Genomic DNA, 25,161 nt, shown 5'->3' with positions numbered 1-25,161 from the left:
GGCAAGGGAGTCAGGACAGGGTGCCGGTCACCGCCAGCGACGTGCCCGTCTTCATCGACGTGTAGAACCACTTCGCGTCGGTCGCGCTCAGGTCGATCCAGCCGCCGCCCCCGGAACCGCCGACGTTCTCCTTGTCGTAGCGGAGGGCCGCGCCGACGTAGACCGGGGTGTTGTCGGCGTCGCGCAGTTCGACGGCGTACGAGATCTCGGCGTTGTAGCGGGAGCCGTCGGCGGGGTTGGCGACGGTGACGAGCTTCATGTCGGGTCGCCTGTTGTACACCGTCAACGGGCCGGTGAACTTGGGGGTGTTGGTGGAGCCGTTCGACAGCGAGATGATCCGCTTCCCGATGAACATGACGCGTTTGTCGAGGCTCAGGGTGCCGACGACGGGGTGGGCGCGGACCGGAGTCGATGGGACGACCGAGGGGGTGGCCGGTGAGGGGGCGGGTGTCGCGGCCGTGGTCGTGGCCGCCGGGATGCCGTTGTCGTACCCCGGGGCCGCGGGTTGGGTGGAGTGACGGGGGTTCGAGGAGTCGGTCAGGTCCAGGGTCGAGGCGTAGGCGACCAGGGCTACGGCCGCCGTGGCCGCGACGAGGATGCCCGTCATCCGGCGGCGGCCTCGGCGTGCGGCCCGGCCGCGTACCTGCGCGCCGGTGAGGGGCGAGTAGGTCTCGTTTTGTGCGGCGAACTGGCGTAGCGCGAGGGAGAGTTCGGCGTCGGTGGGGTCGGTGTCGGTGCCGGAGATTTCGTCAGACACGGCCGCTCTCCTTCCGAACCGGGGCGACCGGGGTGACCGGAGCAGCCGGAGTCACCGGGGTGTCCGGCTCGTCGACCGTCAGGTGTTTCGCCAGGGCCGCCCGGCCCCGGAACAGCCTCGCCTTGACCGTCCCCACCGGCGCCCCCGTCTCCGACGCTATCCGCTCGACGCTCAGGTCGCACAGATGGTGCAGGACGATCACCCTCCGTTGTGCCGTGGGCAGTTGGCGCAGGGCGGCGACCAGGGCGGTGTGGTCGGGGTCGGGGCCCGGCACGGACTCGGGCGGTGGCGTACGGCGCACCAGCTCCAGCCAGCGCCGCGCCCGGCGCCAGCGGCTGACCGCCAGCCGCATGGCGACCGTACGGATCCACGCCTCCGGCGCCTCGTCCGCGAGGAAGTCCCCGCGCCGGTCCCAGGCCCGTACGAACGCCTCCTGGACCACGTCCTGCGCCTCCTCCCGATCTCCGGTGAACGCCGCGAGCTGGCCGGTCAGACGGGGAAACGTGGCCGCGTAGAAAGCGTCGAACTCGTCCTCGGTCATGACCTCACCGGCGTCTTGGAATTCCCGTGCAACCTGTCGGCCCTCACCGTGCGTACAGGTCTCGAACGCCGCGTTCCTCACCACACGGCCCACAGGAAAGACGAAGAACACACGTCTCTGGATCCACTTCCCCCACAGCAGTACCGGAGGACCACCGAAGTGCCCCACCCCCACGACGACTTCGCCGTGTACGCCCACGCGGGCCTGCACCGCCTGGCCACCACCGCCCACCTGCTCTCCGGCGCCCCGGCCGACCCGGGAGAGGCGACCGAGCTGGTGCGCAGAACGCTGGTGCGGGTGTGCGCGCGGTGGCGGCGCATACCGCGGGCCGACGTGGACTTCTATGTACGACGGTCCCTGGTCAAGGAGTTCCTACGGCGCTCCCGGCGCCAACCCGCCCCGTCCGAAGGGGTGTTGAAGGGCCTGTCGGCGCGGCAGCGGGCGGTGCTCGTGCTGCTGCACCGGGAGGGGCTGCGGGAGGCCGAGGTCGCCCAGCTGCTCGGCTGCTCCACCGGCGCGGTCAGGAGCCGGGCCCGGCGCGCGCTTGCCGTGTACGGGGGTGATGTGGAGGAGCTGCGGAAGCGCCTTCGCCAAGCCGCCGAGGCCGCTCAAGTCGCGGCCGGGGAAGGGGCGTTCGACGTGCCGCTCGATGTCGTCAGGCGGCGGGGGCGGACGCTGCGGCGGCGGCGTAGAGGCGTGGTGGTGGGGGTGTGCGCGGCGGTGCTGGTTCCTGCCGTCGTGGTCGGGGCGGGGCAGTTCGTGGGCTCGGGGTCCGGTGGCGGGGCGGAGACCGGTGCGGTCGGCGTGGCGTTGAGTCCGATCCGGGTCGTCGCGCCCGGGGAGCGGGTGGACGCGGTGCCGGGGGTGCAGGTCTGGCTGACCGCCGACGGGGAGCACTGGTCGACTCCGCAGGGGTCCAGTCGGTTCCGGGGGTTGAACGACCGTGGCTACACGGACAGTTACTGGGAGAAGGTGAAGGGCGGGCGCGGGGGCGGGGCCGAAGTCAGCGGCGGGAGTGGCAAGTCGGGCGTGTCCGTGCGGCTCGACCCGGTGAACAGTTCCTACTTCCTGTCCGGCCTGTACCGCGGGCTGTCCGCCGATCCGGCGCGCGTCGAGGTGAGCGTCGACGACCGCAGGATCACCGGCACCGTCCTCACCCTGGCGGGCGGCCCGGGTTGGGGCGTCTGGTACGCGCGGTCACCGCTGTCGCTGACCGAGGTGAAGACGAGCCTGACCGGGGACGGTCCGACCGTCACGGTGTACGACACGGCCGGCAAGGTCGTCGCCCGGGGCGGGGTGGACGAGTGAACCGCCCCAAGCCGGACGGGTCGGCCGATTCCCCCGTATCCCCCGCGCCGCCCAACTCCCCGTCCCCCGAACCCCTCGGCCCCACCAACACCCCCACCCCACCGACTCCCCGCGTCCCCCTCCGCCTCCGTCTCCGCCGCAACCGAGGCCGCCTCCTGCGCCGTTCGCTCGCCGCCCTCCTCGTACTCGTCGTGGCCCTGTGCACCGCCGCGGTCGTCGCGTACCGGATGACGGACATCCCCGAGCCGCACCCGGAGACGGTCACGCAGAGCACCGTCTTCGTCGACGACAAGGGGTCCTATCTGGGCCGGCGTGGGCCGGTCGACCGGCAGGAGGTGGCGTTGTCGCAGGTCCCCAGGTATGTGCAGGACGCGGTGATCGCGGCGGAGAACCGTACGTTCCGTACCGATGACGGGGTCTCGCCGCGGGCCATCGCCCGCGCGGTGCTGGCCTCGCTGACCGGTGGGGAACGGCAGGGCGGTTCCACCATCACCCAGCAGTACGTGAAGAACGCGCTGCTGAGCCCGGAGCAGTCGCTGTCGCGCAAGGCGCGCGAGGCGCTGATCGCGATCAAGCTCGACCGGACCCGTTCCAAGGACGCCATCCTGGAGGGGTATCTCAACACCGTGTACTTCGGCCGGGGTTCGGCCGGTATCGAGGCGGCCTCCCGCAACTACTTCGGTGTGGACACCCGCCGACTCACCGTCTCCCAGGGCGCCGCGCTCGCGGCGATCGTCAACATCCCCTCGTACTACGAGAAGGCGGGCTCCGACCCCGAGGTGACCGCGACGCTCCGGGCCCGCTGGGTGTGGGTGCTGGACGCGATGGCGGCGAGCGGCAGCATCACGGCGAAGCAGCGCGCCGAGGCCGCCTTCCCGGCGTTCCGTTTCTATCCGCCGGGCACGACCGAGGGGCAGCGGCAGTACATGATCGACGTGGCGGCGCAGGAGGCGGCCGACCGGCTCGGCATCACCGAGGACCAGTTGGCCCGTGGCGGCTACACCGTGCACACCACCTTCGACCTGTCCCTCCAGGACGCCACCACCGAGGCGGTGAAGGACCTCAAGGGCGGCAAGAGCGGCAAGGGGAGCAAGGGCGTCACCCTGCACGCCGCCGTCGTGGCCATCGCGCCCGGCGACGGCGCCGTACGGCTGCTGTACGGAGGGTCGGACTACGCCCGGCAGCCGTTCAACGACGCGGTGGGTGGCGCGGTGGAGGCGGGTACGGCACTGGACCCGTTCCGCAAGGTCCGGCTGAGCGGCCCGCTGGGCGCGCTGCGGAAGACCGCCGCGCCCACCCCGCTGAAACTCGCCTCGGCGTACGCGGCCGTCGCGGCGGGCGGGGTGTACGCGGCGCCGTACACGGTCACGAAGATCACCCGGGACGGCCGGCAGGTGTACGCCGCGCACCCGGACACCCGGCGCGCGCTGGACGAGAAGGAGGTGTTCATGGTCGACCAGCAGATGCTCACGGCGTACCAGCAGGCGGCTCCCTCGATCCGGGCCGTTCCCTCCACGTCGGCGGACGGGAGCGTCCCGCGGACCTTCTTCACCGCCGGGGCGGGCGGCGGGATCACCCGGCGGACCGTCTGGTCCACCGGCCTTGACCCCCAACTCGCCCTGACCGTGGCCCTCTTCGCCGACCGCCCCGGCAAGAAGAAGGACACGACCGTGCCCGCGCAGCTCCCGAACGATCCCCCGCCGACCGACTCCGCGGCGGAGACGGCGGCCCAGATCTGGCAGCTGGCCATCACGGGGGCGAAGAAGGGATAGCCCTCGCCGCGAGCCCCGCGACCCGCGTACCCCCTCCCCTTCTTCGAGGTCGCCGGTATCGACCCTTTGAGGTCGGCGGTATCGACCAAAGTCGTAGGACGCGCAGACCTTGCGCCGATGTGCGGTGCGGGGGTGTCGTCGCAGGCTGGGGGTATGGACATGGACACGGAGCGGACAGAAGCGGCGCGGCGGACCCGGGGCGAGTACGTGGGGGCCACGGCGGACGAGTTGCGTGCGAAGACCGGTGCCGACCGGGTCTCGGCCGGGGTCAGCCAGAAGGTGCTCTTCCAGCGGCGCGGGACCATCACCCTCGACGGCGACCGGCTGGTGCTGGGCCAGTGGGACGGGAGCACGGACCTGACCCTGCGCCGCGCCGACATCACGGCCGTGGAGACCCGTTTCACCCGGTTGTACGGCCGTTTCCTGGGCGGCCTGCTGAACGCGGGCAAGCCGCTGATCCTGGACACGACCACGGTCGGGCAGGTCTATCTGCTGATCGACCGCAAGGAGTTCATGGAGACGACCCGGGACCGTGCGTGGGAGCGGCACATCACGGCGTGGCTCGCGGCCGAGCCCGGTCGCTGAACCCCGGAAGGACGGGGGCGGCCGCCATGGGGACGAGCCCGGAAGCCGCTGCGGTCGGAAGGGGATCGCGGCCGGCCGGGGTCGCGTTCCCGGGGCTGGTGCCGTCCGCGCTGGGCGGGGGGCCGCGTACGGCCCGGGATCATGCCGTGGACGGGGCGTGTGTGCTGGTGGCGGCGGGGCTGGCGGCGGCCGGAATGTGGCTAATGCCGGCGGAGGACCGGCTGCCGGTCGGGGTCGATGTCGGCGCGGCGGTGGCCGGGTGCGCGGGGCTGCTGTGGCGGCGGCGGTTCCCGGTGGCCGTGGCGGTCGGGCTGGTCGTGCTGTCCGTCGTCCTGCCCGTGGTGGGCGGTGCGAGCGCGATCGCCCTGTTCACGGTCGCCGTCCACCGCAAGGCGGCCGTAGCGGGGGCGGTCACCGTGCTCGCCGTGCTGACCGCGCCGCTGGAGTATCTGCTGTGGCCCGGCGCGGCCGGACCCGCCGGGGTGCTCGTCGCCTCCGCCGGCGCGGCCGTCGTGTGTCTGGCGGTGACCGGCTGGGGCGCGGTGGTCCGGGCCCGCCGGCAGCTGGTGCTCGCCTGGGCGGAGCGGGCCCGGCAGGCCGGCACCGAGCAGTGGCTCCGGGTCGAGCGGGGCCGTAGAGCCGAACGCGAGCGGATCGCGCGGGAGATGCACGACGTGCTCGCGCACCGGCTGTCCCTGCTGAGCCTGCACGCGGGCGTGCTGGAGTACCGGCGCGGTCTGCCGCCGGAGCAGCTCGCCGAGACCGCCGCGCTGATCCGGGCCGGTGCCCACCAGTCGCTGGAGGACCTGCGCGAGGTCATCGGCCTGCTGCGCGCCCCGGACGGCGAACGCGACCGCCCGCAGCCCACCCTCGCCGATGTGCCCGGCCTCGTCGAGGAGAGCCGTACGGCCGGACTGCGCCTCGCCTACGCGAACCGGCTCGACCCGGCCGCGGACATCCCCGAGCGGCTCGGCCGGACCGGCTACCGGATCGTGCAGGAGGCGCTGACCAACGCCCGCAAGCACGCCCCGCCCCGGGCCGCCGGCCGCCTCGAACTGCGCGGCGGCCCCGGGGAGGGGCTGACCGTCGAGGCCGTCAACCCGCTGGGAGGGTTCGGCGGTACGACCGTCCCGGGCAGCGGCACCGGTCTGGTGGGGCTGGCCGAACGCGTGTCGCTGGCCCAGGGACGGCTGAGCCACGGGCCCACACCGGACGGCGAGTTCCGGCTCACCGCCTGGCTACCCTGGGCGCCATGAGCGCCCCCGCCCCGGTACGGGTTCTGATCGTGGACGACGACCCGCTGGTCCGCGCGGGACTGGTCACGCTGCTGGAGGGCGGGCCCGGCCTCGAGGTGGTCGGCGGCGCGGGCGACGGAGCGGCGGCCCTGACCGCCGTCGAGCAGGCCGTGCCGCCGGTGGACGTCGTCCTGATGGACATCCGGATGCCCGGCGTCGACGGGATCACCGCGACCGCGCGGCTGCGCGAACTCCCCTCCCCGCCCCAGGTGTTGGTGCTCACGACCTTCGACACCGACGAGCAGGTGCTGCGGGCGCTGCGCGCGGGGGCCGCCGGGTTCCTGCTCAAGGACACCCCGCCGGAGCGGATCGTGTCCTGCGTGCACAGCGTCGCGGCCGGCGAACCGGTGCTGTCCCCGGCGGCGGCCCGCCGCCTGATCGACTTCGTCGCCGACGACCCCGCCCCCGCCCGCCGCGACCGTGCCCGCACGGCGCTCGCCGCCCTGACCGAACGGGAACGCGCGGTCGCCACCGCCCTCGCCGACGGCCTCACCAACCAGGAGATCGCCGCCGCCCTCCACCTGAGCGTCGCCACGGTCAAGGCCCACATCACCCGCCTCCTCCGCGAACTCGGCCTCAACAACCGCACGCAGGTTGCCCTGTTGGCGTACGACGCGCGGGGCGAACGCTGAGCACTCCCGCGTTCGCGAGCCGCCGGTCGGCGCCTGCCGGGTTCCGGTCTACGGCTGTGAGGTGCCGCTCGGCGGGCCGGGTTCGGGGGCGTGGTGAGGGTCGCCGTGAGCGTGCCGGCCGGCCGGGTCTCGTACGCGTCCGTCGACCAGCCCCGGCCGGGCGTACAGGGCCCCGAACTCCCCTGCCCCACCGGCCTTTTGAGTTCTACGCCGCCGCGACGACCGCGACCCCGGTCCTCCCCCCGTCCACGTCGACGACGGTCCCGTGCACGAACGCGGACTCGTCGCTGGCCAGCCAGACCGCCGCGTGGGCGACCGCGTCCGGGGTGCCGATGGTGCCGGCCGGGGTGCCCTTCATCATGATCTCGCCGGGGTGGGGCTCGCCGCCCTCGGGTGCCGGGGGCACGATGACACCCGGCGACACGGCGTTCACCCGCACGCCGAGCGGGCCGAACTCCGCGGCCCAGGCCCGGGTCAGGGTCTCCACCGCGCCCTTGGTCGAGCTGTAGAGGCTGCCCATCGGAACGCCCAGGCGGGCGATCCACGAACCCAGGTTGACGACCGCCCCGCCGCCCGCATCGACCATGCCGGGGACGAGGGCGGCGGTGAGGAAGAACGGCGCCTTGACGTTGACGCCGTAGACCCGGTCGAAGGTCTCCTCGTCGGTGGCGAGGGTGCGGGCGGGCGGGTAGATGCCGGCGTTGTTGACCAGGATGTCGACCCGGCCGCCCAGGGTCGTACGGGCCCGGTCGGCCAGGTCGCGCGAGGCGGCGGCGGTGCCGTCGAGGTCGGCGGCGAGGAAGTCGGCCCGGCCGCCGGACGCGCGGATCCCGGCGACGACACGGGCGCCCCGTTCGGCGTCGCGCCCGGACACGACGACATGCGCTCCCTCGGCGGCGAACGCCTCGGCGATGGCCTGCCCGATATTGCTGGTGGAACCGGTGACCAGCGCGGTCTTGTTCCGCAGTCGTCCGCCGGTGACGTGCTCGCCCATGACGTGTTCTCCCTCTCATCGTGGTGTGCGGACCAGGGTGCGTCGTGGAAAATGGACCGGCAAGTTCAGAAAATGCGGGTCCAGGAGGAGCAGGAGGCGAGGGAGCAGATGCCGGACACACTGACCGCGAAGGGCCGCGCGCCCGCGAAGGACGGCCTGACGACGAAGAACCGCCCGACCGCGAAGAACAGCCCGGCCACCAAGGACGGCCTGACCGCGAAGGGCCGGGCGACCCGGGCCCGCATCGTCGAGGGCGCGGCCGAGGTGCTGCGCGAGCGGGGCGTCGGGTTCACCACCCTCGACGACATCCGCGACCGCACCGCCACCAGCAAGAGCCAGCTCTTCCACTACTTTCCCGACGGCAAGGACGAACTCCTGCTGGCGGTCGCCCAGTTCGAGGCGGACCGCGTCCTGGAGGACCAGCAGCCGCACCTGGGCCGCCTGGACTCCTGGGAGTCATGGCACCTGTGGCGGGACACCCTCGTCGAGCGCTACGAACGGCAGGGCGACCACTGCCCCCTGGGCTCCCTGTTCCTCCAGGTCGGACGCTCCCGCCCGGGCGCCCGGGCGATCGTGACGGAACTCCTGCGCCAGTGGCAGGAACAACTCGCCCGAGGCATCCGCGCCCTCCAGTGCAACGGCCTGACCTCCCCGACCCTCGACCCGGACCGCGCAGCCGCCGCACTCCTCGCGGGCATCCAGGGCGGCGTGACGATGATGATGTCCACGGGCGACTCGACCCATCTCCGGGCGGCACTGGACGTGGGGATCGAGAACCTGGGGACGACGGGGAGCGGGGGCGGGGGCGGGCGGTCGTAGACGGGGGTCACGCATGTACGTCACGCATGTCGGGGGCGGACCCGCTCACCCGGAGGTCTGCGGCTGCTCCTCCCCCGCGACAAGCCCCTCGATCGCGGACAGGACCGCCTCCAAAGCCGTGGGATCGGCGGCGAGGACGGGCAGGGAGACGGACGGCCAGCCGTTGTAGCCCTTGGCGGGGAGGGCGGCCAGTCTCTCCGTCAGGCCGGGGAGGGACGGGAGGGAGGCCGCGAAGGCCGCCGCCCGGTCGTGGCCGAGGTGGTAGGTGATCGAGCCGAAGGCGAAGGAGAGGTCGTCCTTCGCCGGATCGTCGTGGAGGGAGAGGGTCGCGACCGGTACGCCACGGCCGGAGACGCGGTAATAGGCGCGCATGCTGCGGTACTTGGCCGTGCCGCACTCCAACCGCCCCTTGGCCGCCGCGTGATCGAGCAGGGCGGTCGCGGTGCGCCGTACGTCCGGGTCGGTGCGGGACCGGATCGCCGCGTCCATGTCGTCGCGGGTGGTGCGCTGAGTGGTGCGACCCGAGGGGGACTTGGCCGCGGTGGCGACCTCCCCGTGCACACGCGGGACGAGGACACGGAGGTCGCCGCCGCCTCGGTACTGGGTCAGCTCGACGGCGTACACATCGATCTGCCGCATCTGCCGGTTGAGGAACTCGACGATCGCCCGCAGCTCCAGCGGGATCTGGTCGGCGACGAACAGCAGCCGCATCTGCCCGGCGGCGAGCCGCTCCTCGACCGTCGTCCAGAACTCCTCCGCCGAACGGTCACCGTGCTCGCCCTGATCACCCCGGTCGCCGAGGAGTTCCCCGTACGCCTCCTCCAGCGACCGCCCGTCCTTGGCGCAGGTGTCCTCGAAGGAGTGCCGGAGCAGGGCAGCCGGCCAGTAACGGGCCGCGTTCGCCGCGTAGTCCAGCATCTGCCCTACGACCTCACGCCGGATGCGGGTGTCGGTGGCCCGCTTGACCTCCACCAGGGTCGGTACGCCGTCGGCGTCGACGAAGAGGTGGTCCAGCCAGTACGCGGGGGCGCCCTCCGCGCCCGTCGGCACCCCCATCTCCCGTGCCACCAGCACGAGTCGGAGGGGCCGGCCGTCCGCCAGCGAGCCGAAGTCCAGGACGCGTGGATGGCGGGCGAGCAGTTCCTGGAACTCCGCCTCGGTCTCGAACCCGGCCCGCTCCAGCGCCCGCAGTTCGTCGCCCAGGACGAACACCGGCTGGTTCGTCATGTGCCCCCACCCCCGTGATCCCGATCCCGCAACCACCCGTGACTACCCCGCGTTTCCGCACCCCTTGATACCGGAATCCGTCGGCAGGGGTGCCCGGTGCCGGAGATGTACGTCGAAAGTAGGGGCCGCCGGCCGAAATGCCCGAAGCGTGTCCACCTTTTGATAGAGCCGCCGCTCCTCCCTGCCGCCGACGACTCAATCTCCTGGCGGCGGAAGGCTGTTGGGCATGGACATCTCGTCGCTCACCGTCGTGCTCAGCGGGATCGCTGTCGTCGCCGCCTCGGTCCTCATCGCGTGCAATGAACCTCCGCTGTGGGTCTGCCTGTTGGGCTGTGCGGGGTCGCTGCCGCTGAGCAGTGCGCTGCTCGACGGGGTGGACTTCACGTCCGTCGTGGGGGACGGGTCCGTCGGGGCGTGGGCGCTGCGGGTGGTTGTCGCGGCCACTGTCACGGTCGTCCTGAGTTTCTTCTTCGGCAAGGACGGGCGGGTGCGGGCGGTTTGACGGTGGGTCAGGTGGCCTGTCCGGTGACGGGTACGGCGGCGGGTCGACTTCTTACGGACCCGGGACATCAACCTGAAGCGCCCCTTTTGCCCGTTACCTCACCCTGAACTCGCTCTAGCGTGGCGACACCTGGTTCCCCTCAGGTTCCCCTTCTCGCACGTCACGCAGAGGAGTACGCCCGCATGTCCCTCGCCAAGACCCGTCCCGTCCGCACCCTGGCCGCCGTCGCCGCCGGTGCCGCCCTCACCGCCGCCGTCCTCGTCGCCGCCCCCGCCGCCGGGGCCGTGGAGGCGCATCACGACCGCGGTTCCGCGGTGTTCGTGCAGAGCGACAACACCGCTGCGAACACCGTGGTCGCCTACGAGCGCGCCGCCGACGGCACCCTCGCCCGGAAGGGCGTCTACTCCACCGGCGGCAAGGGCGGCATGCTCGCCGGCACCGTCGCGGACCACCTGGCGTCGCAGGGGTCGCTCGCCTACGACCGGCACAGCGGACTGCTCTACGCGGTGAACGCGGGCAGCGACACCGTGACCGTGTTCGCCGTGCGCGGTACACAGCTGCGGCGGGTCCAGGAGATCTCCAGCGGGGGGAGCTTCCCGGTCAGCGTGACGTTCCACGGTGACCGGGTCTACGTCGCGAACACGCTCGGCGGCGGTTCCGTGCAGGGCTTCGCGCGGGTCGGCGAGCGGCTGGTGAAGGTCGACGCGTGGCACCGAGACCTCGGTCTGGACAAGGGGACTTCGGCGGTCGGGCAGATCTCGTTCACGCCGGACGGTTCGAAGCTCGTGGTCACCACCAAGGCCGCCGGGCAGAGCATCGACGTCTTCCCGGTCGGCCGGCTCGGCGGCCCCTCCGCCCACCCCGTGGTGACCTCGACCCCGGGCGCCGTACCGTTCGGTTTCGCCTTCGACGCCGCCGGGCGGATCCAGGTCACGGAGGCCGGTACCAACTCGGTCGGCACCTTCGTCGTAGGCCACGACGGGAGGCTGACGGCGAAGGGGACCGTCCCGACCGGCCAGACCGCCACCTGCTGGGCGGTGACCGCCGGTGACCACGTCTACGTGTCGAACGCGGGCAGCGGCACCCTGTCCGGCTACCGGGTGGGCCACGGCGGCGGGCTGACCGCGCTCGGCGACACGGCCACCCACCCCGGCACGGTGGACGCGGCGGCCTCCTCCGACGGCCGGTACCTGTACGTCCAGACGGGTGTGCAGGGCACGGTCGACGCGTTCCGGGTCGGCCCGAAGGGGGCGCTCACCGCGATCGGCTCGGTCGTCGTACCGGGCGCGGTCGGCGGCGAGGGCATCGCGGCGGGCTGATCGACACCGGCAGGATCGAGAAGGGGCCCGTCGCTGCACAGCGGCGGGCCCCGGACGCGTCCCCGGCCCCGTACCCCTCCCCCCGTCTTTTCGTTGGCACCGCATCCAATCCGAGGTCCCGGCAGGAACGGATTACGCCCGGACATGTCCCGACCGCGGAGGCCCTCGGTGAAAGAAGCAGTGCACATCGGCAGCAATCCAGCCGCTGGGCCCGACCTGGAGGAACTCGTCGGCCGGGTGGCCCTGGGGGACGAGGACGCCTTCGCGGGTGTCTACGACGCCGTGGCGGGCCCGGTGCTGGGGGTCGTACGGGCCGTGCTGCGCGACCAGGCGCAGTCGGAGGAGGTCACGCAGGAAGTGCTGGTGGAGGTGTGGCGGACGGCTCCCCGTTACCGGCGCGACCGGGGCACCGCCGTCAACTGGATCCTCACCCTCGCGCACCGCCGCGCGGTGGACCGGGTGCGCTCGGTGGACGCGGCGGCGGCCCGCGACCACAAGGCCGCACTGCTGGACCGGCTCCCCGAGTACGACGAGGTGGCCGAGCGCGTCGAGGCCCGGCTGGAACGCGAACAGGTACGCCGCTGCCTGCGCACCCTGACCGAACTCCAGCGCCAGTCCGTCACGTTGGCGTACTACCGGGGCCTGACCTACCGCGAGGTCGCGGAGGCTCTGGCACTCCCCCTGGGCACCGTGAAGACCCGCCTCCGCGACGGCCTCATCCGGCTGCGCGACTGCCTGGGGGTGACGGCGTGACGACCGCCGACCACGCCACCCGGCCGAGCGGCACCCACACCCCGCGCGCGCTGCCCGGACGGGACTGCGCGACGGCCACCGCCTCGCACCACGAGATCGACACCGCCGCCCTTCCTGCCCGCCCGGAGGTGACCCCGTGACGACCGCCGACCTCCACCTGCTGACCGGCGCCTACGCCCTGCACGCGCTCCCCGACGAGGAGAGCAGTGCCTTCGAGCGGCACCTCACCGGGTGTGAGGCCTGTGCGCAGGAGGCCGCCGAGCTGTCCGCGACCGCCGCCCGGCTGGGGCTCGCCGTGTCCTCGACGCCTCCGACGGAGCTGCGCGCGCAGGTGTTGCGCCGGATCACCACCGTCCGGCAGGAGACCCCGGGCCGGCGCCCGCAGAACCGCACCACCCTGGCCGGTCTGCGGACCCGCGCGCTCTCCCGCTGGGCGCTCGCCGCCTGCCTCGCCGCGGCGACCGCGCTCGGCGGTACGGCCGTGTGGCAGCACCAGCGGGCCGAGGACGCCCGGGACCGGGCGCGGCAGGCCGTGCAGGCGTCGGACGAGATCGCCGCGGTGCTGGCCGCGCCGGACGCGAGGACCCGGGCCGCCGCGCTGGCCGGGGGCGCCACCGGCACGGTCGTCGTCTCGCACGGCCGGGACCGGGCCGTGTTCGTGGTCTCCGGGATGGCCCGGCCGCCGGGCGGCAAGGTGTACCAGCTGTGGTTCGACGACGCCGGGACCATGCGCTCGGCCGGTCTGATGAACCCGGCCCGCAGCGCCCAGACCGTCCTGCTGCGGGGCACGGTCGACGACTCGTCGGGCATGGGCATCACCGTCGAGCCGGCCGGGGGGTCCCTTCACCCCACCTCCGCGCCGGTCGCGCTGCTGACGTTCCCGACGTGAGGTGACGTGACGCGGCCCGCCCCGGTCAGACGAGCCCGGTGACCGTCACCGTGACGCGCGGCGCGGGCAGGGTCGGAGCGAGGGCGGCCAGCCGCCGTTCGACCGTGTCACGGACTACGCGGGCCACATCCACGGTCCTGGCCCGCCGTAGCGCGACGACATGGATCTCGACCTGCCAGGGGCCGTCACCGTCCACCCGGCTCATCCGCACCCCGGCGGGCACCCCCGCCGCACCCCGTCCGAGCACCGACCGCAGCCGGTCGGTCAGTCCGGGGCGGAGGAAGGCGACCCCCGAGACCCCCTCGACGGCGGCGGCGACCTCCACGGCGAGCGTCGCGTCGGCGGGGTTCTGGTACGGAGCGGCTTCGTCGACGCGCTGCGCGGTCATGCCGTACCGCCTTCCTGATCGTCGTCGTCGGGCAGAGAGGTGGACACGAGGTCCGTCACGCGGATGTCGACTGCCGTGACGCCCATGCCCAGTTCACGGTCCGCCGCCTCCCACACGCGTTCGCGCACCTGGGCGGCGAGGTCGGGCAGCGGCGCGTCGGCCGGGGCGTGGATGTCGAGGCGGACCTCGACCGTGCCGGGTTCGGCGCCGTCGCGGAGCCGGCAGGAACCGGCCCGGACACCCGGCACCGACTCGGCCGCCGCGCGCAGCGCACGGGCCGCGACGGCCTCCATGATCCAGAGGTCCTCGGCGGGCTCCCCGAGCGGGAGCGGCCGGCCCGGGCGCAGTTCGAGGCGTACGACGTCCATGATCCGGCGGGTCAGCGGCTCGGTGTCGTAGGCGGAGGCGGTGGTGTCCGTCTCCGCCTGGAGGCCGCGCACGACGGACTCCAGGTCGTCGAGTCCGCGCACGGCCTGGCCGCAGTACGGGCAGGAGTGCAGGTGCGGGTCGTCCACCCCGCGCTCCCAGTCGTCCCAGGTCCGGGACAACAGCCGTCCGCAGGGCAGGAGTTCGTCGTCGGCGGCCTGGGTCGGCGTGGTGTTCGGCTGGTCGGTGCGTTCGGTCATCGCCAGGCCCCCATTGCTTGGGTCAGAGATCGGCGGGCGCGGAACACCCGGGCGCGGACGGCCTCCTGGCTGATGCCGACCGTACCCGCGATGAACTCGTAGGAACGGCCGTCCAGTTCGCGCAGCACCCAGCACGCGCGCTGTTCGGCGGAGAGCAGGTCGAGGGCCTCGCGCAGTTCGCGGACCGCGTCCCGCCCCTCGGCGATCCGGGCCGGGGAGGTCGTGTACTCGGCCGCGGCCACGTCACCGGCCGCCTCCAGGGAGGCCACGGGTCTGCGGGCACGCAGCACGTTCAGACAGCGGTTGGTCACGATGCGGTAGATCCAGGTGCCGAAGGCGCTGCGCCCCTGGAACTCCGGCAGCCGCCGCCACGCGCTGAGAAAGGCGTCCTGTACGGCGTCCTCGGCCTCCGCGCCGGTGCCGAGCAGACTCGTGGCGAGCCGGATCAGCGCGGGTGCGTGCCGGTGCACGAGCACGGCGAAGGCGTCCTCGTCGCCCTCCGCGGCCCGGACCGCCAGCAGGGCGTCGTCCGTACCGGCAGGGTCGGCCGTGTCGGCTGTGCCGGCTGTGCCGTCCATGTCCTCGTCCATGGCATCCATGTCGTCCGCGTCGGCCCGGCTGTCCGGTGGTGCGTTCTGCGTGCGGGGCCCCGCCACTGGGCGGCTCCTCTCGTCCGGTCTGTCCGGTCATTGGACACGGCGGCGCCGTCCCCGTTACGGAGAACTTCCGGGAAGGCGCTCGTACGGATGCGGTACGGCCGCCGACCCGGGCGCCCACAGGGCATCCGAGTGGCCGGCCGAACTCTCCGCGTCACAGACCCGGCCGGGGCGGGTCTGAAGAAGTGAGAGCACATCGGCCACAGAGAGAGGGCATGTCATGACCACTCAGACAGCACCGGTCGTCACCAAGGACCGGACGGCCGGCAAGGACCTGGCCACCACCGCCGTGTCCGGCGGAACCAGCGGCGCCGACCAGCCCGCCGCCGACCGCGGCCGTACGTCGATCGCCGATGTCGTCGTCGTGAAGGTGGCCGGCATCGCCGCGCGGGAGATCCCCGGCGTGCACGCCATGGGCGGCGGCCTCTCGCGCAGCATCGGCGCCGTCCGCGACCGCGTACCGGGCGGCCGGCCCAACGTCGGGCGCGGTGTGAAGGTCGAGGTCGGCGAGCGGCAGACCGCCATCGACCTGGACCTCGTCGTCGAGTACGGCGTGTCCGTGATGGACGTCGCGCAGGACGTGCGGGAGAACGTGGTGGGCGCCGTGGAGCGCATCACCGGCCTGGAGGTCGTCGAGGTGAACGTCACCGTCAACGACGTCCACCTGCCCGACGACGACGAGCCCTCGCACGCCGGTGAGACCCGCGTGGAATAGGGCAGCCGGTCAGGGGCACGGGCAGGAGTGGAGTGGTGGATCCGGTGACAGGTGGAGGTGGACGGGCATGCGCACACCGTTCGTGGGGATGATCGCGGGCATGGCCCTGGCGTTCGCCGGCTGGTTCGGCGGCTTCGGCGCCTTCCTGCTCGTGGCCGCGCTCGGCGGCCTGGGCTGGGCGGTGGGCCACTGGTTCGAACGCGGCGGCACGGTCCAGGACGTACGGGACGCGTTCGAGCGGGGCCGTCGATGACCACGGCCGCGCAGCGGGAGGCGGACCCGCTCCCTGCCGAACAGGGCGCCCCCGCCCCGGAGTTGGCGCCACCCGCCGCCTCCTTCCGGGGCACCACCACCGTCTCCGAGCGGGCCGTGCGCAGGATCGCCGAGCGGGCGACCGCGGAGGCGCTGCCCGGCCGTACGGCCAAGGCGACCGCGACCGTGCGGGGCGGAAGGGCGGAGGTGTCGCTCGGGGTGACGCTCCCCTATCCGGCCCCGCTGGCCGAGGGCGCGCGGGACGTCCAGCGCCATGTGGTGGACCGTACGAGGGAGTTGACGGGCTTGGACGTACCGACCGCGCACGTCGACGTCACCGCGCTCGCGGCGCCGAAGTACTCCCGCGCTCCGGTGTCCCCGACCGAGGACACCGACTCCCCCGCCGCGGCCCGCCGTTGGTGGTCGGGGCGCAGAACTCCGCTCACCCTCCTGACCCTGCTCGCCACGGTGGCCTGCGGAGCCCTCGCCTTCGACCTGATCCAGGTGCACACCGCGCACCGTCCGGCGGCGGCCTGGCGCATGTCGGCGGTCCACTGGCTCGCGGACCACGGTCCCGGCGACCCGGTGGTGGTGATCGCGGGCGCGCTGATGGGGCTGCTCGGCATCTGGATGGTCGTCCTCGCGCTCACGCCCGGACTGCGCCACCGGTCCACCGTCGTCACGGCGGCCGAGCGGGTGGACGCGGCCGTGGACCGCTCGGCGGTGGAGTCCCTGGTCCGCGACGCGGTGGGTGACGTACCCGGCATCGCGTCGGTCCGGGTCAGGGCCCGCCGCCGCCGGATCACCGTGCGCACCCGGCTGGCCTTCGGCGACCGCGCCATCGCCCGCGCCGCCGTTACGGCCGCTGCCCGCGCCGCCGTGACATCCTGCCGACTACGACGCGAACCCCGCCTACGGGTCACGGTCACCCCGGACCCGGTGTGGCAGCCGCCCGCTCAGCCCCCAACCCCTCGTGTCGCCAAGGAAGTTGACCAGTGATGCGTACCACCCACACAGCCGTCAACCGAACCGTCCTCGGCGCCACCGGCCTCGCCCTCCTCCTCACCGGATCGTGGCTGGCCGCGACCGACCGCACCCTCACCCCCCACCTGCCGTCCTGGTGGCCCACCGCCGGCACGGGCACGGTCCTGCTGGACCCGGACCGGCTGGCGCGGCTGCGCGGCGAGGGCTGGTGGACGCCGACGGTGATGGCCGCGTCGATCGGCCTGACCGTGCTGCTGGCGCTCTGGACACTCGGACAACTCCGTACGGGCGCCACCCGCCGCCTGGCCCTCCCTTCCCCCGGCTGCACGGTCCGCCCGCAGGCACTCGCCGAGGCGCTGGCGGCGCGCGCGGCGGCCGTCCCCGGGGTGGCCCGCGGCCACGCCCGGGTCCTGCCCCGGCGCGGCCGACGGCTGGAGGTGGAGCTGCGGATCTGGCTGGCGCCGGACACCTCCCCCGACGCCGTACTCCCCGCCCTGCGCGCGGTGACCGCAGAGGCGGACGCGGCGGCGGCCCCGTACACCGCGCACACCAGGCTGCGGCTGAGCGCCACCTCGCACCGCGCGCCCCATGTCCGCTGAGTCGCACCTCGGCCGGGTCCGCCGCATCGCGGGGGCCCGGCCCCCGGCTGCCTGGTGGCCCGCGCTGCGCCGCACCCCGGTGTCCCTGTGGAACGACGACATCTCGGACTACGCGGCGGCCCTCACGTACTACGCCATCCTCGCGGTGCTCCCGGCGATGCTCGCCACGGTCATCGCGTTCGGCATGATCAGCCCGGAGACGGCCGAGGAGTTCGTCACCCACGTCACGGCGTACGCCCCCGCGGACTCCGGCACCGAACTCCACGCGGCCCTGATCCACGTCCTGCGCACCGACCGCACGGCCTGGCCCCTGCTGGTCGCGGGCAGCGTGAGCGCCCTGTGGTCCTCCACGAGCTACCTGGCCGTGTTCCGCCGAGCCCTGCACCGCATGCACCGCACCCAGGACCGCCGTTCCCCCCTGCGCAAGGCCCCCCGCATCGTCCTCACGGCACTGGCGCTCCTCGGCCTGCTCCTGGTCGGCTCCCTGACCCTCCTGCTGACCGGCCCCCTGGCAGAGGCGGTAGGCCGCATGGCAGGCGTCGACGAAACAGTGGCCTGGGCCTGGGACCTCCTACGCTGGCCGGTCCTCCTCTGCCTGGTGGCCCTCCTGGTGGTGGTCGTCTTCCACACCGGCCCCACCGGAGCCCGCCGCCGCAGCCACAGCCTCCCCGGCGGCGTCCTCGCCGCCGCCCTCTGGCTCCTCGTCTCCGCCGGCTTCTCCACCTACGCCACGACCCTCGGCGCATACAGCCGGCTCTACGGCTCCCTCTCCGGAAGCGTCGTGTTCCTCGTCTGGCTGTGGCTGTCGAACCTGGCACTGCTGAGCGGGGCGCAGTTCGCGGCGGAACTGTCCAAGGGCAGGGCGGGAACAGCCGGTACGTCCCAGGAGGGCTGGGACTCGAGCAAGCACAGGCCGGACACACCCAGCCCGTCCGGCGTGTGAGGACAAGGCCCTTCGGGGCCGATGGGGATCTGGGGCCGCAGCCCCCAGGGGCGGTCACCCCCGCTCACCCGCACCCCTCAGAGGACCGGCACCTCCCCCACCCCATAACTCCCCTCAGGCAACGGGTCGGCGAGACCGCCGGGGTCCAGCAGGTGGGCGACCAGGGCGGCCGTCATGTCGTGCCAGAGGCCGTGGCGGCGGAGCATCCCGTGGTCGCCGTCGGCGATGCGTGCCATGCCCGCCCGGGTCGCGCCTTCGTCCCGTGCCCGGCGTACGCAGTCCGCCGTTTCCGCGGGGGAGGTGACGTGGTCGCGTTCGCCGTGCAGCGCGACGACATGACGCCCCGCCGTCTGCCCGACCGGCTCCCCCGGCGGCCACCACGGGGCGAGGGCGACGACACCACGCACCTGGGGATGACCCGCCGCGCGCAGCGCTGCCCGGCCTCCCATGGAGTGGCCGAGCAGCACCGTCGGTACGGGACCGGTGAGTTCGGTCAGGGCGTCCAGCGCGCGCAGGGTGTCGTGGGCCGCGTCGGCACGGTCGCCGTTCCAGCCGCGGACGCGGTAGGCGACCCGGGCCACCAGCACCTCAGGGAAAGGGAGTTGGGCGACCACCGCGCGCTCGACGGAGTTCATGCGCAGCGCGGCCAACTGCCAGGGCCGCGCGGGGCGTTCACTCGTCGACTGGCCCCCGTGCAGGACGAGGACGGCGGCCCGGGGGTGCGCCACGCGCCGCCGTACCCTCAACGCCGCGTGCTGACCGACCCGTTGGGAGATGCCGGGCTCTGCCTCGATGACGTACCCCTTCCTCACTCCCGCGCCGGCGGACGCGGGAAGAAACCGCTGGTGCGGGCACGGTACTCGGCGTACCCGGGCCGGTCGGCCATGTGCTGTTCCAGGAGGCGTTTTCCGCTGCCCTGGGTCAGCAACAGGCTCATCACCACCGGCGATACGACGGACACGGCGGCCGCCGCCGCGGAGTCGCAGGTGAGCAGGAACAGGCCCCACCACACGCAGAAGTCACCGAAGTAGTTCGGGTGCCGGGTCCAGGACCACAGCCCGCGGTCCATGAGCTTGCCCCGGTTGGCGGAATCGGCGCGGAACCGGGCCAGTTGGGCGTCCCCGACGGCCTCGAAACCGATTCCGACCGCCCACAGCGCCGTACCGGCGATGTAGTTGACGAGGGACGGCCGACCCGGCACGTACTGCGCCGCCTGTACCGGCAGGGACACCAGCCAGACCAGCGAGCCCTGCAGGAGATAGACCATGCGCAGGGCGTACGCGTTGCGGCTGCCGGGCGCCTTGGCCAACATCTTTTCGTAGCGCGGGTCTTCGCCGTGGCCCCGGCCCCGGCGCCCGATGTGGATCGCCAGCCGCAGCCCCCAGACCGCCGTCAGCACCGTCACGACCAGCCGTCGTACGACATCGCCCTCGCCGGCGGAGGCGGCGAAGGTCGCTACGGCCACCGCCGCGAAGGCGGCACCCCAGGCGACGTCGACGATCCGGTGCACGCCGATGCGCAGCGCCACGGCGAAGGTCGCGAGCATCACCGCAAGGGAAGCCCCGGCCGCCCAGGCGAGGTTGAGCGCGAAGGCGCTCCAAGGGAAGCCCGAAGAGAAGCCGTTCATCGCCCGTCCCGCGTCTCGGGGTGCGGCTTGGTGAACAGGTACTGCTGGACGTCCAGATAACCGGAACGGAAACCGGCCTCGGAGTAGGCGAGGTAGAAGGTCCACAGCCTGTGGAAGACCTCGTCGAAGCCGAGCGCGGCGACCTCGTCGGCCCGCTCGGTGAACCGTTCGCGCCACAGGCGCAGCGTCTCGGCGTAGTGGGCGCCGAAGGCGTCGCGGCGGGCCAGGCGCAGGGCGGTGTGGTCGCGGGCGGTCTCCTCGATCGCGTCGGTGGAGGGGATGAGTCCGCCGGGGAAGACGTACTTGTGGATCCAGGTGAAGGTGTCCCGGGACGCGAGCATCCGGTCGTGCGGCATGGTGATGGCCTGGAGCGCCAACCGGCCGCCCGGCGCGAGCCGTTGGTCGATCGCGCTGAAGTACACCGGCCAGAACTCGGCGCCGACGGCCTCGATCATCTCGACGCTGACGACCGCGTCGTACGTCCCCGACGCCTCGCGGTAGTCGCACAGTTCGATGGAGACCCGCTCGCCGAGACCCGCCGCCCGCACCCGTTCCACGGCCAGGTCGCGCTGTTCGCGGGAGAGGGTGAGCGAGGTGACGCGGGCGCCCCGGGCCGCGGCCCGCAGGGCGAGTTCGCCCCAGCCGGTGCCGATCTCCAGGAGCCGGGTGCCCTCGCCGACGTCCGCGAGGTCCAGCAGGCGGTCGATCTTGCGGTGTTGGGCCGCCGCGAGGAGGTCCTGGCTCGCGGGGAAGCCGCGGAACACGGCGGAGGAGTAGGTGAGGGTGTCGTCGAGGAAGAGCGCGAAGAGGTCGTTGGACAGGTCGTAGTGGCGGCTGATGTTGGCGCGGGAACCGTCGGGGGTGTTGCGCTCGGTGTGCGGGTGGCGCGGCGCCCAGAGGGTGCGCAGCCGTTGCAGCGGGGCCGGGATCAACTCGGCCGCGTGACCGGCCAGCACGGTCAGCGCGGCGACCAGGTCGGGGGCGTCCCACTCACCGGCCATGTACGACTCGCCGAAGCCGACCAGGCCCTCGGTGCCGATGCGGGCGTGGAAGGCGGCCGGGTCGTGGACGTCGATCAGCGGGCCGCCCTTGCCGACGTCCGGGGCGCCCGCGAACCGGGCCCGGAGCGGGAGTTGGGCGAGGGCTCGGCGGACGAGAGCCCTGGTGAGGGCGGTACGGACGCGGGAGGCGCGGGGTATGGCGGCGATGTCGGGCCAGGCCGTGGGGTCGACGGGGCGCGGGTGGCTTGCGGGCACCGCACCGGCGTCGGCGATGGGCGTGCCGGTGGTGAACCGGCGCTCTGCTGTCGTCATGTCGCTGTCTCCGAAGTGCGGTGCTCGGGGCGGTCGTCGGAAGGGAGTCCGGGGCGTTCGTCGGCTCGGCGGCGGGGCTGGACCGGCAGTCCCCGCAGGTAGAGGCGGATGCCGTGGACCCGGATCGCGGCCGAGACCGCGAGGGTGGACAGGGGGTGGCGCACCGCCAGCCGCAGCAGCCGCGCGGTGCTCGCCTCGCGCCGGGTGCCGCGTACCGTCGCGGTGAAGGCACGGCCGCCCTCGCGGTCCAGGTGCACGGTCAGGGAGAGGTGGGCTCCGGGCGCGGGCAGCCGCATGCGGTAGTGGCCGTCGACCGGGAAGAACGGCGAGACGTACAAGGCCTTCTCGGTGTCCGCGGTCCCGGTCGCGTCCGGCCGGAGGAGGTAGCAGTGCCGGCCGCCGTAGGTGTTGTGCACCTCGGCTACCACACACCGCAGCTGCTCATCGGGGCCGTGACACCAGTACAGCGTCAGCGGGTTGAACACGTACCCGAACACCCGCGCGTGCGCCAGCATCACCACCCGGCCGCCGTCCAGATCCACCCCGTGCCCGGCGAGGAAGGCGTCGAGCCCGGCCCGGATCGAGGGCTGGCCGTCGTCGCCGGTGAAGTGGTCGCGCGGGTCGAAGCGGGCCAAGGGGCGCAGCAGGCGCGGGAGCCGGGGCGGCCGGTCGGGGTCGATGAGCCACATGTACGTGCGATGCCGCAGCGCGTAGCGGCTCGGGGTGGTGCGGACGTGGGCGATCGTGCAGGAGTACAGGGCGGGTACGGCACTCGGCGGCGCCGAAGCCTCCTCCGGCGCCGGACTCCCCCACGCTGCCTGTCCGTTCACCACCGCACCCCCAGCGCCGCCGCGGCCTCCACACCCGACCGGCACCCGTCCTCGTGGAAACCCCACCCGTGATAGGCGCCCGCGAACACGCAGACATCACCGGCGAGTTCGGGCAGTCGCTGCTGCGCGGCCACCGACTCCGGGGTGTAGACGGGGTGTTCGTAGACCATGCGGGCCAGCACCCGGCCGGGGTCGACGCGGTCCTCGCCGCCGAGGGTGACCACGAACGTCTCGGTGGCGTCGAGGCGTTGGAGGCGGTTCATGTCGTAGCTGACCCGGACCCGTTCGGCGCCGACCTCGCAGGACGGCATCAGGTGGTTCCAGGACGCGCGGGCGCCCGGCGCGCGGGGCAGGAGCCGGGTGTCGGTGTGCAGGAGCGTGGTGTTGCGGGAGTACGGGAACGCGCCGAGCACCTCCCGCTCCAGCGCGGTCGGTTCGGCGAGCAGCCGGAGCGCTTGGTCGGGGTGGACGGCGATCACGACGGCGTCGTAGGACTCGGTGGTGCCGTCCTCGGCGGTGATGTCCACGCTGTCGGCGTGACGGCGTACGGACCGCACGGGGGTGTTGGTCCGGATCTCGCCGATGTGCTTGGCGATGCGGTCGACGTAGGTGCCGGAGCCGCCGGTGACCGTGCGCCACACGGGCGAGCCGCTGACCGACAGCATGCCGTGGTGCTCCAGGAACCGGAACAGATAGGCGGCCGGGTAGCGCTGGGCGGTCTCGGCGTCGCAGGACCAGACGGCCGACACCATTGGCGTGACGAAGTGGGTGCGGAAGTAGGCGGAGTAGCCCTCCCGGTCAAGGAACTCGCCCAGGGTGAGGGCCTCTTGGCCGCCCCGGGCCAGCAGGCGGCGGGCCGCGCGGTGGAAGAGGGGCACCTCGGCGAGGAGCCGCAGATAGCGGGGACGCAGGAGGTTGCGGGGCTGGGCGAAGAGCCCGGCGGGGCCGCGCGCGCCGGCGTATTCCAGTCCGCAGCCCTCGCAGCGGACCGACATGCTCATCTCCGACTCCTGCGTGGGGATGCCGAGTTCGTCGAAGAGCCGCAACAGGCGGGGGTACGTACGCCGGTTGTGCACGATGAAGCCGGAGTCGACGCGGTGCACCCGGCCGTCGTGCGGCGAGGTCAGTTCATGGGTGTGCGCGTGTCCGCCGAGTCGGTCGTCGGCCTCGTAGAGGGTGACGTGACCGGCCCGGCCCAGGAGGTAGGCGGCGGTCAGCCCCGCCACCCCGGAACCGATCACCGCGGTCCGGCGCCCGTACCGCGCCGTCCGCTCCGTCTCCGTCTCCTGCTCCATCTCCGTCACGTCTCCTTCCGCCGGTCAGAGGTCCACGCGTAATCCGGATCAGGTCGGGGAGCGGATTGGCCGAATGTCGAAATGAGTGGCGAGGCGCCCGCCCCAGTACGAAACCCCCAGGTCAGAGACCTGGGGGTGGGGTGTCGAGCGGGCGGAACGGGTCTAGCGCGTGGGCGTCGAGCCGTCGTAGACGTGACCGGGGGTGGCGATCTGCGTGATCGCGCGGGCGACCAGGGTGGACGGCTCCTGGCCGCCGGTGGTGATGTCCGTGTTGAGCAGCACGACCAGGGTCGCCTTGAGGGCGGGGAGGTAGACCGTCACGGACTCGTAGCCGGGGATGGAACCGTTGTGCCCGATCCAGCCGCCGGTCTCGAAGATCCCGAGGCCGTAGTCGAGGCCCGGGAAGCCGGTCGGCAGCACCTTCAGACGCTGCTTCTGGGTCTCCGGGCTGAGCAGGGCGCCGGTGGCGACGGTCTTCGCCCAGCTGTGCAGGTCGTGCAGGTCCGAGATCATCGCGCCGGCCGACCAGGCCCAGCTCGGGTTCCAGTCGGTGGAGTCGGTGACGGCGCCGGTCAGGGTCTGGTTGGTGTAGCCGTGCGCGTGCGGCTCGGGGAACTCGCGGACGTTCGGGCCGTCGGGGAACAGCGTGCGCTCGAGGTGGGCGGGGCGCAGCACCCGCCGGTTGATGACGTCGGCGACGTGGTGGCCGGTGACCTTCTCGATCACCAGGCCGAGGAGGACGAGGTTGCTGTTGTTGTAGACGAAGACCTTGCCGGGCGCGCCGGTGTTGCGGTGCTTGAAGCCGTACGCGAGCAGCTCACGCGGGGTGAACGTGCGGTACGGGTCGCTCAGCAGGTCGTGCGCGAAGCCGGCGTCGGCGCTGTACGGGTACAGTCCGCTGCGCATCTCGGCCAGGTGGCGCAGGGTGATGTGGCGGCCGTTCGGTACGCCCGGGACGTAGCGCGAGATCGGGTCGTCGAGGCGGATGCGCCCCTCGTCGACGAGCTGGAGCAGCGCGGTGACCGTGAAGGTCTTGGTCTCGCTGCCGATCCGCGAGTAGAAGCCGGTGCTCATCGGCTGCCCCGTGGCCTTGTCGGCGACGCCGGTCGCGCGGACGTAGCAGCCCTTGCCCGGCATCCACAGCCCGACGGCGACACCGGGGATACCGGCGTCGCGCCGGACCCCGGCGATGGCCTTGTCCAGCCGGGCCGTCACATCCCGGCCGAGCCCGGGGCCCGAGGAGCACTCGTCGTGGGCACTGCCGTGGGTACGGACCACGCCGACGGCGGTCGCGGCCGGCGCCGCCGTCATCGGGACGGCCAGCACGGACGCCATCAGCAGCGCGGCCGCGAGGAGTCGTCGGGGAGGAGTACGTCGCATGTGGGGGCGCTTCTTCCGGGTCGGGGGTGGGGATGCGTCGGGGTGGGAGTTCCACGGCACCATCCGGGGCCCGCCGCACGGCCGTCCTGCGGCACGCGTCCCCCCGAGACCACTCGATCGGACCGATGTTCGTCTACGGCACGGATGTCCTCCGGTGCGG

The 25,161-nt window shown here is 73.2% G+C and carries 29 protein-coding genes; 16 read left to right on the top strand and 13 right to left on the bottom strand.

What is annotated here, in order from left to right; all coding sequences use genetic code 11:
• Positions 1-10: 10 nt before the first annotated feature.
• Both OHT77_RS24085 and OHT77_RS24080 read right to left on the bottom strand, forming a co-directional pair.
• Positions 11-757: a hypothetical protein gene (locus tag OHT77_RS24085; RefSeq protein ID WP_328830566.1), complete on the bottom strand. Its 747-nt coding sequence runs from the start codon at positions 755-757 to the stop codon at positions 11-13.
• On the bottom strand, positions 750-1,298 hold the full coding sequence (locus OHT77_RS24080) for a SigE family RNA polymerase sigma factor (protein ID WP_328830565.1): 549 nt from the start codon (positions 1,296-1,298) through the stop codon (positions 750-752). The genes OHT77_RS24085 and OHT77_RS24080 overlap by 8 nt, the downstream gene beginning before the upstream one ends.
• A gap of 159 nt (positions 1,299-1,457) precedes the next feature.
• On the opposite strand from OHT77_RS24080, the gene OHT77_RS24075 reads away from it, so the two are divergent.
• From OHT77_RS24075 to OHT77_RS24055, 5 genes are all read left to right on the top strand, one after another.
• Positions 1,458-2,606, top strand: coding sequence for a sigma factor-like helix-turn-helix DNA-binding protein (locus tag OHT77_RS24075; protein ID WP_328830564.1), 1,149 nt, complete (start codon positions 1,458-1,460; stop codon positions 2,604-2,606).
• Entirely contained in the window at positions 2,603-4,378 is a 1,776-nt protein-coding gene (locus OHT77_RS24070) for a transglycosylase domain-containing protein (protein ID WP_328830563.1), read from the top strand. Before OHT77_RS24075 ends, OHT77_RS24070 begins: the two co-directional genes overlap by 4 nt.
• 153 nt (positions 4,379-4,531) lie before the next feature.
• Positions 4,532-4,963 (top strand): hypothetical protein, encoded by a 432-nt coding sequence (locus OHT77_RS24065; protein ID WP_328830562.1) that lies wholly within the window; start codon positions 4,532-4,534, stop codon positions 4,961-4,963.
• A gap of 146 nt (positions 4,964-5,109) precedes the next feature.
• Positions 5,110-6,219 (top strand): sensor histidine kinase, encoded by a 1,110-nt coding sequence (locus OHT77_RS24060; RefSeq protein ID WP_328830561.1) that lies wholly within the window; start codon positions 5,110-5,112, stop codon positions 6,217-6,219.
• On the top strand, positions 6,216-6,890 hold the full coding sequence (locus tag OHT77_RS24055; protein ID WP_328830560.1) for a response regulator transcription factor: 675 nt from the start codon (positions 6,216-6,218) through the stop codon (positions 6,888-6,890). Before OHT77_RS24060 ends, OHT77_RS24055 begins: the two co-directional genes overlap by 4 nt.
• Positions 6,891-7,095: 205 nt before the next feature.
• Here OHT77_RS24055 and OHT77_RS24050 read toward each other — a convergent pair whose 3' ends face one another.
• Entirely contained in the window at positions 7,096-7,884 is a 789-nt protein-coding gene (locus tag OHT77_RS24050) for an SDR family NAD(P)-dependent oxidoreductase (protein WP_328830559.1), read from the bottom strand.
• A gap of 108 nt (positions 7,885-7,992) precedes the next feature.
• Between OHT77_RS24050 and OHT77_RS24045 the strand changes: the two genes are divergently transcribed.
• Complete coding sequence (locus tag OHT77_RS24045) at positions 7,993-8,703, top strand: TetR/AcrR family transcriptional regulator (protein WP_328830558.1); 711 nt, start codon at positions 7,993-7,995, stop codon at positions 8,701-8,703.
• A 45-nt stretch (positions 8,704-8,748) separates the two neighbouring features.
• Here the strand turns inward: OHT77_RS24045 and OHT77_RS24040 are convergent, their stop codons facing one another.
• Positions 8,749-9,930, bottom strand: a complete 1,182-nt coding sequence (locus OHT77_RS24040) for a hypothetical protein (protein ID WP_328830557.1) — start codon at positions 9,928-9,930, stop codon at positions 8,749-8,751.
• A gap of 226 nt (positions 9,931-10,156) precedes the next feature.
• Between OHT77_RS24040 and OHT77_RS24035 the strand changes: the two genes are divergently transcribed.
• The 5 genes from OHT77_RS24035 to OHT77_RS24015 all read left to right on the top strand — a co-directional run bounded on the left by OHT77_RS24035 (position 10,157) and on the right by OHT77_RS24015 (position 13,393).
• On the top strand, positions 10,157-10,432 hold the full coding sequence (locus tag OHT77_RS24035; RefSeq protein ID WP_328830556.1) for a hypothetical protein: 276 nt from the start codon (positions 10,157-10,159) through the stop codon (positions 10,430-10,432).
• A 182-nt stretch (positions 10,433-10,614) separates the two neighbouring features.
• A complete protein-coding gene (locus OHT77_RS24030; protein ID WP_328830555.1) occupies positions 10,615-11,751 on the top strand; it encodes a lactonase family protein in 1,137 nt (378 codons plus the stop codon).
• A 168-nt stretch (positions 11,752-11,919) separates the two neighbouring features.
• A complete protein-coding gene (locus OHT77_RS24025) occupies positions 11,920-12,504 on the top strand; it encodes a sigma-70 family RNA polymerase sigma factor (protein ID WP_328830554.1) in 585 nt (194 codons plus the stop codon).
• Entirely contained in the window at positions 12,501-12,644 is a 144-nt protein-coding gene (locus tag OHT77_RS24020) for a hypothetical protein (protein WP_328830553.1), read from the top strand. Before OHT77_RS24025 ends, OHT77_RS24020 begins: the two co-directional genes overlap by 4 nt.
• Positions 12,641-13,393 (top strand): anti-sigma factor, encoded by a 753-nt coding sequence (locus OHT77_RS24015; RefSeq protein WP_328830552.1) that lies wholly within the window; start codon positions 12,641-12,643, stop codon positions 13,391-13,393. Before OHT77_RS24020 ends, OHT77_RS24015 begins: the two co-directional genes overlap by 4 nt.
• A gap of 25 nt (positions 13,394-13,418) precedes the next feature.
• Here OHT77_RS24015 and OHT77_RS24010 read toward each other — a convergent pair whose 3' ends face one another.
• Genes OHT77_RS24010 through OHT77_RS24000 form a run of 3 tightly spaced genes read right to left on the bottom strand, consistent with a single transcriptional unit; the run spans position 13,419 to position 14,985 of the window.
• Complete coding sequence (locus OHT77_RS24010) at positions 13,419-13,781, bottom strand: hypothetical protein (RefSeq protein WP_328830551.1); 363 nt, start codon at positions 13,779-13,781, stop codon at positions 13,419-13,421.
• Positions 13,778-14,407 carry an Asp23/Gls24 family envelope stress response protein gene (locus tag OHT77_RS24005; RefSeq protein WP_328830550.1) on the bottom strand — a complete coding sequence of 210 codons (630 nt, stop codon included), beginning with the start codon at positions 14,405-14,407 and terminating at the stop codon, positions 13,778-13,780. The genes OHT77_RS24010 and OHT77_RS24005 overlap by 4 nt, the downstream gene beginning before the upstream one ends.
• Complete coding sequence (locus tag OHT77_RS24000; RefSeq protein WP_328834321.1) at positions 14,404-14,985, bottom strand: RNA polymerase sigma factor; 582 nt, start codon at positions 14,983-14,985, stop codon at positions 14,404-14,406. The genes OHT77_RS24005 and OHT77_RS24000 overlap by 4 nt, the downstream gene beginning before the upstream one ends.
• 298 nt (positions 14,986-15,283) lie before the next feature.
• Between OHT77_RS24000 and OHT77_RS23995 the strand changes: the two genes are divergently transcribed.
• From OHT77_RS23995 to OHT77_RS23975, 5 genes are all read left to right on the top strand, one after another.
• Entirely contained in the window at positions 15,284-15,778 is a 495-nt protein-coding gene (locus OHT77_RS23995) for an Asp23/Gls24 family envelope stress response protein (RefSeq protein WP_328830549.1), read from the top strand.
• A gap of 67 nt (positions 15,779-15,845) precedes the next feature.
• Entirely contained in the window at positions 15,846-16,031 is a 186-nt protein-coding gene (locus OHT77_RS23990) for a hypothetical protein (RefSeq protein WP_328830548.1), read from the top strand.
• Positions 16,028-17,029 carry a DUF6286 domain-containing Asp23/Gls24 family envelope stress response protein gene (locus OHT77_RS23985; RefSeq protein ID WP_328830547.1) on the top strand — a complete coding sequence of 334 codons (1,002 nt, stop codon included), beginning with the start codon at positions 16,028-16,030 and terminating at the stop codon, positions 17,027-17,029. The genes OHT77_RS23990 and OHT77_RS23985 overlap by 4 nt, the downstream gene beginning before the upstream one ends.
• Positions 17,029-17,613, top strand: coding sequence for a hypothetical protein (locus OHT77_RS23980; RefSeq protein ID WP_328830546.1), 585 nt, complete (start codon positions 17,029-17,031; stop codon positions 17,611-17,613). Before OHT77_RS23985 ends, OHT77_RS23980 begins: the two co-directional genes overlap by 1 nt.
• The gene (locus OHT77_RS23975) at positions 17,603-18,556 is read left to right on the top strand and encodes a YihY/virulence factor BrkB family protein (RefSeq protein ID WP_328830545.1); all 954 of its coding nucleotides are present in this window, start codon (positions 17,603-17,605) and stop codon (positions 18,554-18,556) included. Before OHT77_RS23980 ends, OHT77_RS23975 begins: the two co-directional genes overlap by 11 nt.
• A 77-nt stretch (positions 18,557-18,633) precedes the next feature.
• Here the strand turns inward: OHT77_RS23975 and OHT77_RS23970 are convergent, their stop codons facing one another.
• The 6 genes from OHT77_RS23970 to OHT77_RS23945 all read right to left on the bottom strand — a co-directional run bounded on the left by OHT77_RS23970 (position 18,634) and on the right by OHT77_RS23945 (position 25,001).
• On the bottom strand, positions 18,634-19,284 hold the full coding sequence (locus OHT77_RS23970; RefSeq protein WP_328830544.1) for an alpha/beta fold hydrolase: 651 nt from the start codon (positions 19,282-19,284) through the stop codon (positions 18,634-18,636).
• Positions 19,285-19,364: 80 nt separating this feature from the next.
• Positions 19,365-20,183, bottom strand: a complete 819-nt coding sequence (locus OHT77_RS23965; protein WP_328830543.1) for a DUF1295 domain-containing protein — start codon at positions 20,181-20,183, stop codon at positions 19,365-19,367.
• Positions 20,180-21,496, bottom strand: a complete 1,317-nt coding sequence (locus OHT77_RS23960; protein ID WP_328830542.1) for a cyclopropane-fatty-acyl-phospholipid synthase family protein — start codon at positions 21,494-21,496, stop codon at positions 20,180-20,182. The genes OHT77_RS23965 and OHT77_RS23960 overlap by 4 nt, the downstream gene beginning before the upstream one ends.
• Positions 21,493-22,254, bottom strand: coding sequence for a DUF1365 domain-containing protein (locus tag OHT77_RS23955; RefSeq protein ID WP_328834320.1), 762 nt, complete (start codon positions 22,252-22,254; stop codon positions 21,493-21,495). Before OHT77_RS23955 ends, OHT77_RS23960 begins: the two co-directional genes overlap by 4 nt.
• 68 nt (positions 22,255-22,322) lie before the next feature.
• Positions 22,323-23,621, bottom strand: a complete 1,299-nt coding sequence (locus OHT77_RS23950) for an NAD(P)/FAD-dependent oxidoreductase (protein WP_328834319.1) — start codon at positions 23,619-23,621, stop codon at positions 22,323-22,325.
• Positions 23,622-23,783: 162 nt separating this feature from the next.
• A complete protein-coding gene (locus OHT77_RS23945; RefSeq protein ID WP_328830541.1) occupies positions 23,784-25,001 on the bottom strand; it encodes a serine hydrolase domain-containing protein in 1,218 nt (405 codons plus the stop codon).
• Positions 25,002-25,161 lie beyond the last annotated feature (160 nt).

The sequence above is a fragment of the Streptomyces sp. NBC_00252 genome, assembly GCF_036187565.1.
Taxonomy (GTDB): Bacteria; Actinomycetota; Actinomycetes; order Streptomycetales; family Streptomycetaceae; genus Streptomyces.
Note: the sequence above shows the minus strand (reverse complement) of the source record. Positions and strands in the feature narration are given on the sequence as shown.

Excerpts from the sequence above, each read along its gene's own strand:
- OHT77_RS24080 (WP_328830565.1), bottom strand. The coding sequence starts at position 1,298 with ATGACCGAGGACGAGTTCGACGCTTTCTACGCGGCCACGTTTCCCCGT.
- OHT77_RS24065 (WP_328830562.1), top strand. The coding sequence starts at position 4,532 with ATGGACATGGACACGGAGCGGACAGAAGCGGCGCGGCGGACCCGGGGC.
- OHT77_RS24055 (WP_328830560.1), top strand. The coding sequence starts at position 6,216 with ATGAGCGCCCCCGCCCCGGTACGGGTTCTGATCGTGGACGACGACCCG.
- OHT77_RS24050 (WP_328830559.1), bottom strand. The coding sequence starts at position 7,884 with ATGGGCGAGCACGTCACCGGCGGACGACTGCGGAACAAGACCGCGCTG.
- OHT77_RS24045 (WP_328830558.1), top strand. The coding sequence starts at position 7,993 with ATGCCGGACACACTGACCGCGAAGGGCCGCGCGCCCGCGAAGGACGGC.
- OHT77_RS24040 (WP_328830557.1), bottom strand. The coding sequence starts at position 9,930 with ATGACGAACCAGCCGGTGTTCGTCCTGGGCGACGAACTGCGGGCGCTG.
- OHT77_RS24035 (WP_328830556.1), top strand. The coding sequence starts at position 10,157 with ATGGACATCTCGTCGCTCACCGTCGTGCTCAGCGGGATCGCTGTCGTC.
- OHT77_RS24030 (WP_328830555.1), top strand. The coding sequence starts at position 10,615 with ATGTCCCTCGCCAAGACCCGTCCCGTCCGCACCCTGGCCGCCGTCGCC.
- OHT77_RS24010 (WP_328830551.1), bottom strand. The coding sequence starts at position 13,781 with ATGACCGCGCAGCGCGTCGACGAAGCCGCTCCGTACCAGAACCCCGCC.
- OHT77_RS24005 (WP_328830550.1), bottom strand. The coding sequence starts at position 14,407 with ATGACCGAACGCACCGACCAGCCGAACACCACGCCGACCCAGGCCGCC.
- OHT77_RS24000 (WP_328834321.1), bottom strand. The coding sequence starts at position 14,985 with ATGGACGGCACAGCCGGCACAGCCGACACGGCCGACCCTGCCGGTACG.
- OHT77_RS23995 (WP_328830549.1), top strand. The coding sequence starts at position 15,284 with ATGACCACTCAGACAGCACCGGTCGTCACCAAGGACCGGACGGCCGGC.
- OHT77_RS23990 (WP_328830548.1), top strand. The coding sequence starts at position 15,846 with ATGCGCACACCGTTCGTGGGGATGATCGCGGGCATGGCCCTGGCGTTC.
- OHT77_RS23985 (WP_328830547.1), top strand. The coding sequence starts at position 16,028 with ATGACCACGGCCGCGCAGCGGGAGGCGGACCCGCTCCCTGCCGAACAG.
- OHT77_RS23980 (WP_328830546.1), top strand. The coding sequence starts at position 17,029 with ATGCGTACCACCCACACAGCCGTCAACCGAACCGTCCTCGGCGCCACC.
- OHT77_RS23975 (WP_328830545.1), top strand. The coding sequence starts at position 17,603 with ATGTCCGCTGAGTCGCACCTCGGCCGGGTCCGCCGCATCGCGGGGGCC.
- OHT77_RS23965 (WP_328830543.1), bottom strand. The coding sequence starts at position 20,183 with ATGAACGGCTTCTCTTCGGGCTTCCCTTGGAGCGCCTTCGCGCTCAAC.
- OHT77_RS23960 (WP_328830542.1), bottom strand. The coding sequence starts at position 21,496 with ATGACGACAGCAGAGCGCCGGTTCACCACCGGCACGCCCATCGCCGAC.
- OHT77_RS23950 (WP_328834319.1), bottom strand. The coding sequence starts at position 23,621 with ATGGAGCAGGAGACGGAGACGGAGCGGACGGCGCGGTACGGGCGCCGG.
- OHT77_RS23945 (WP_328830541.1), bottom strand. The coding sequence starts at position 25,001 with ATGCGACGTACTCCTCCCCGACGACTCCTCGCGGCCGCGCTGCTGATG.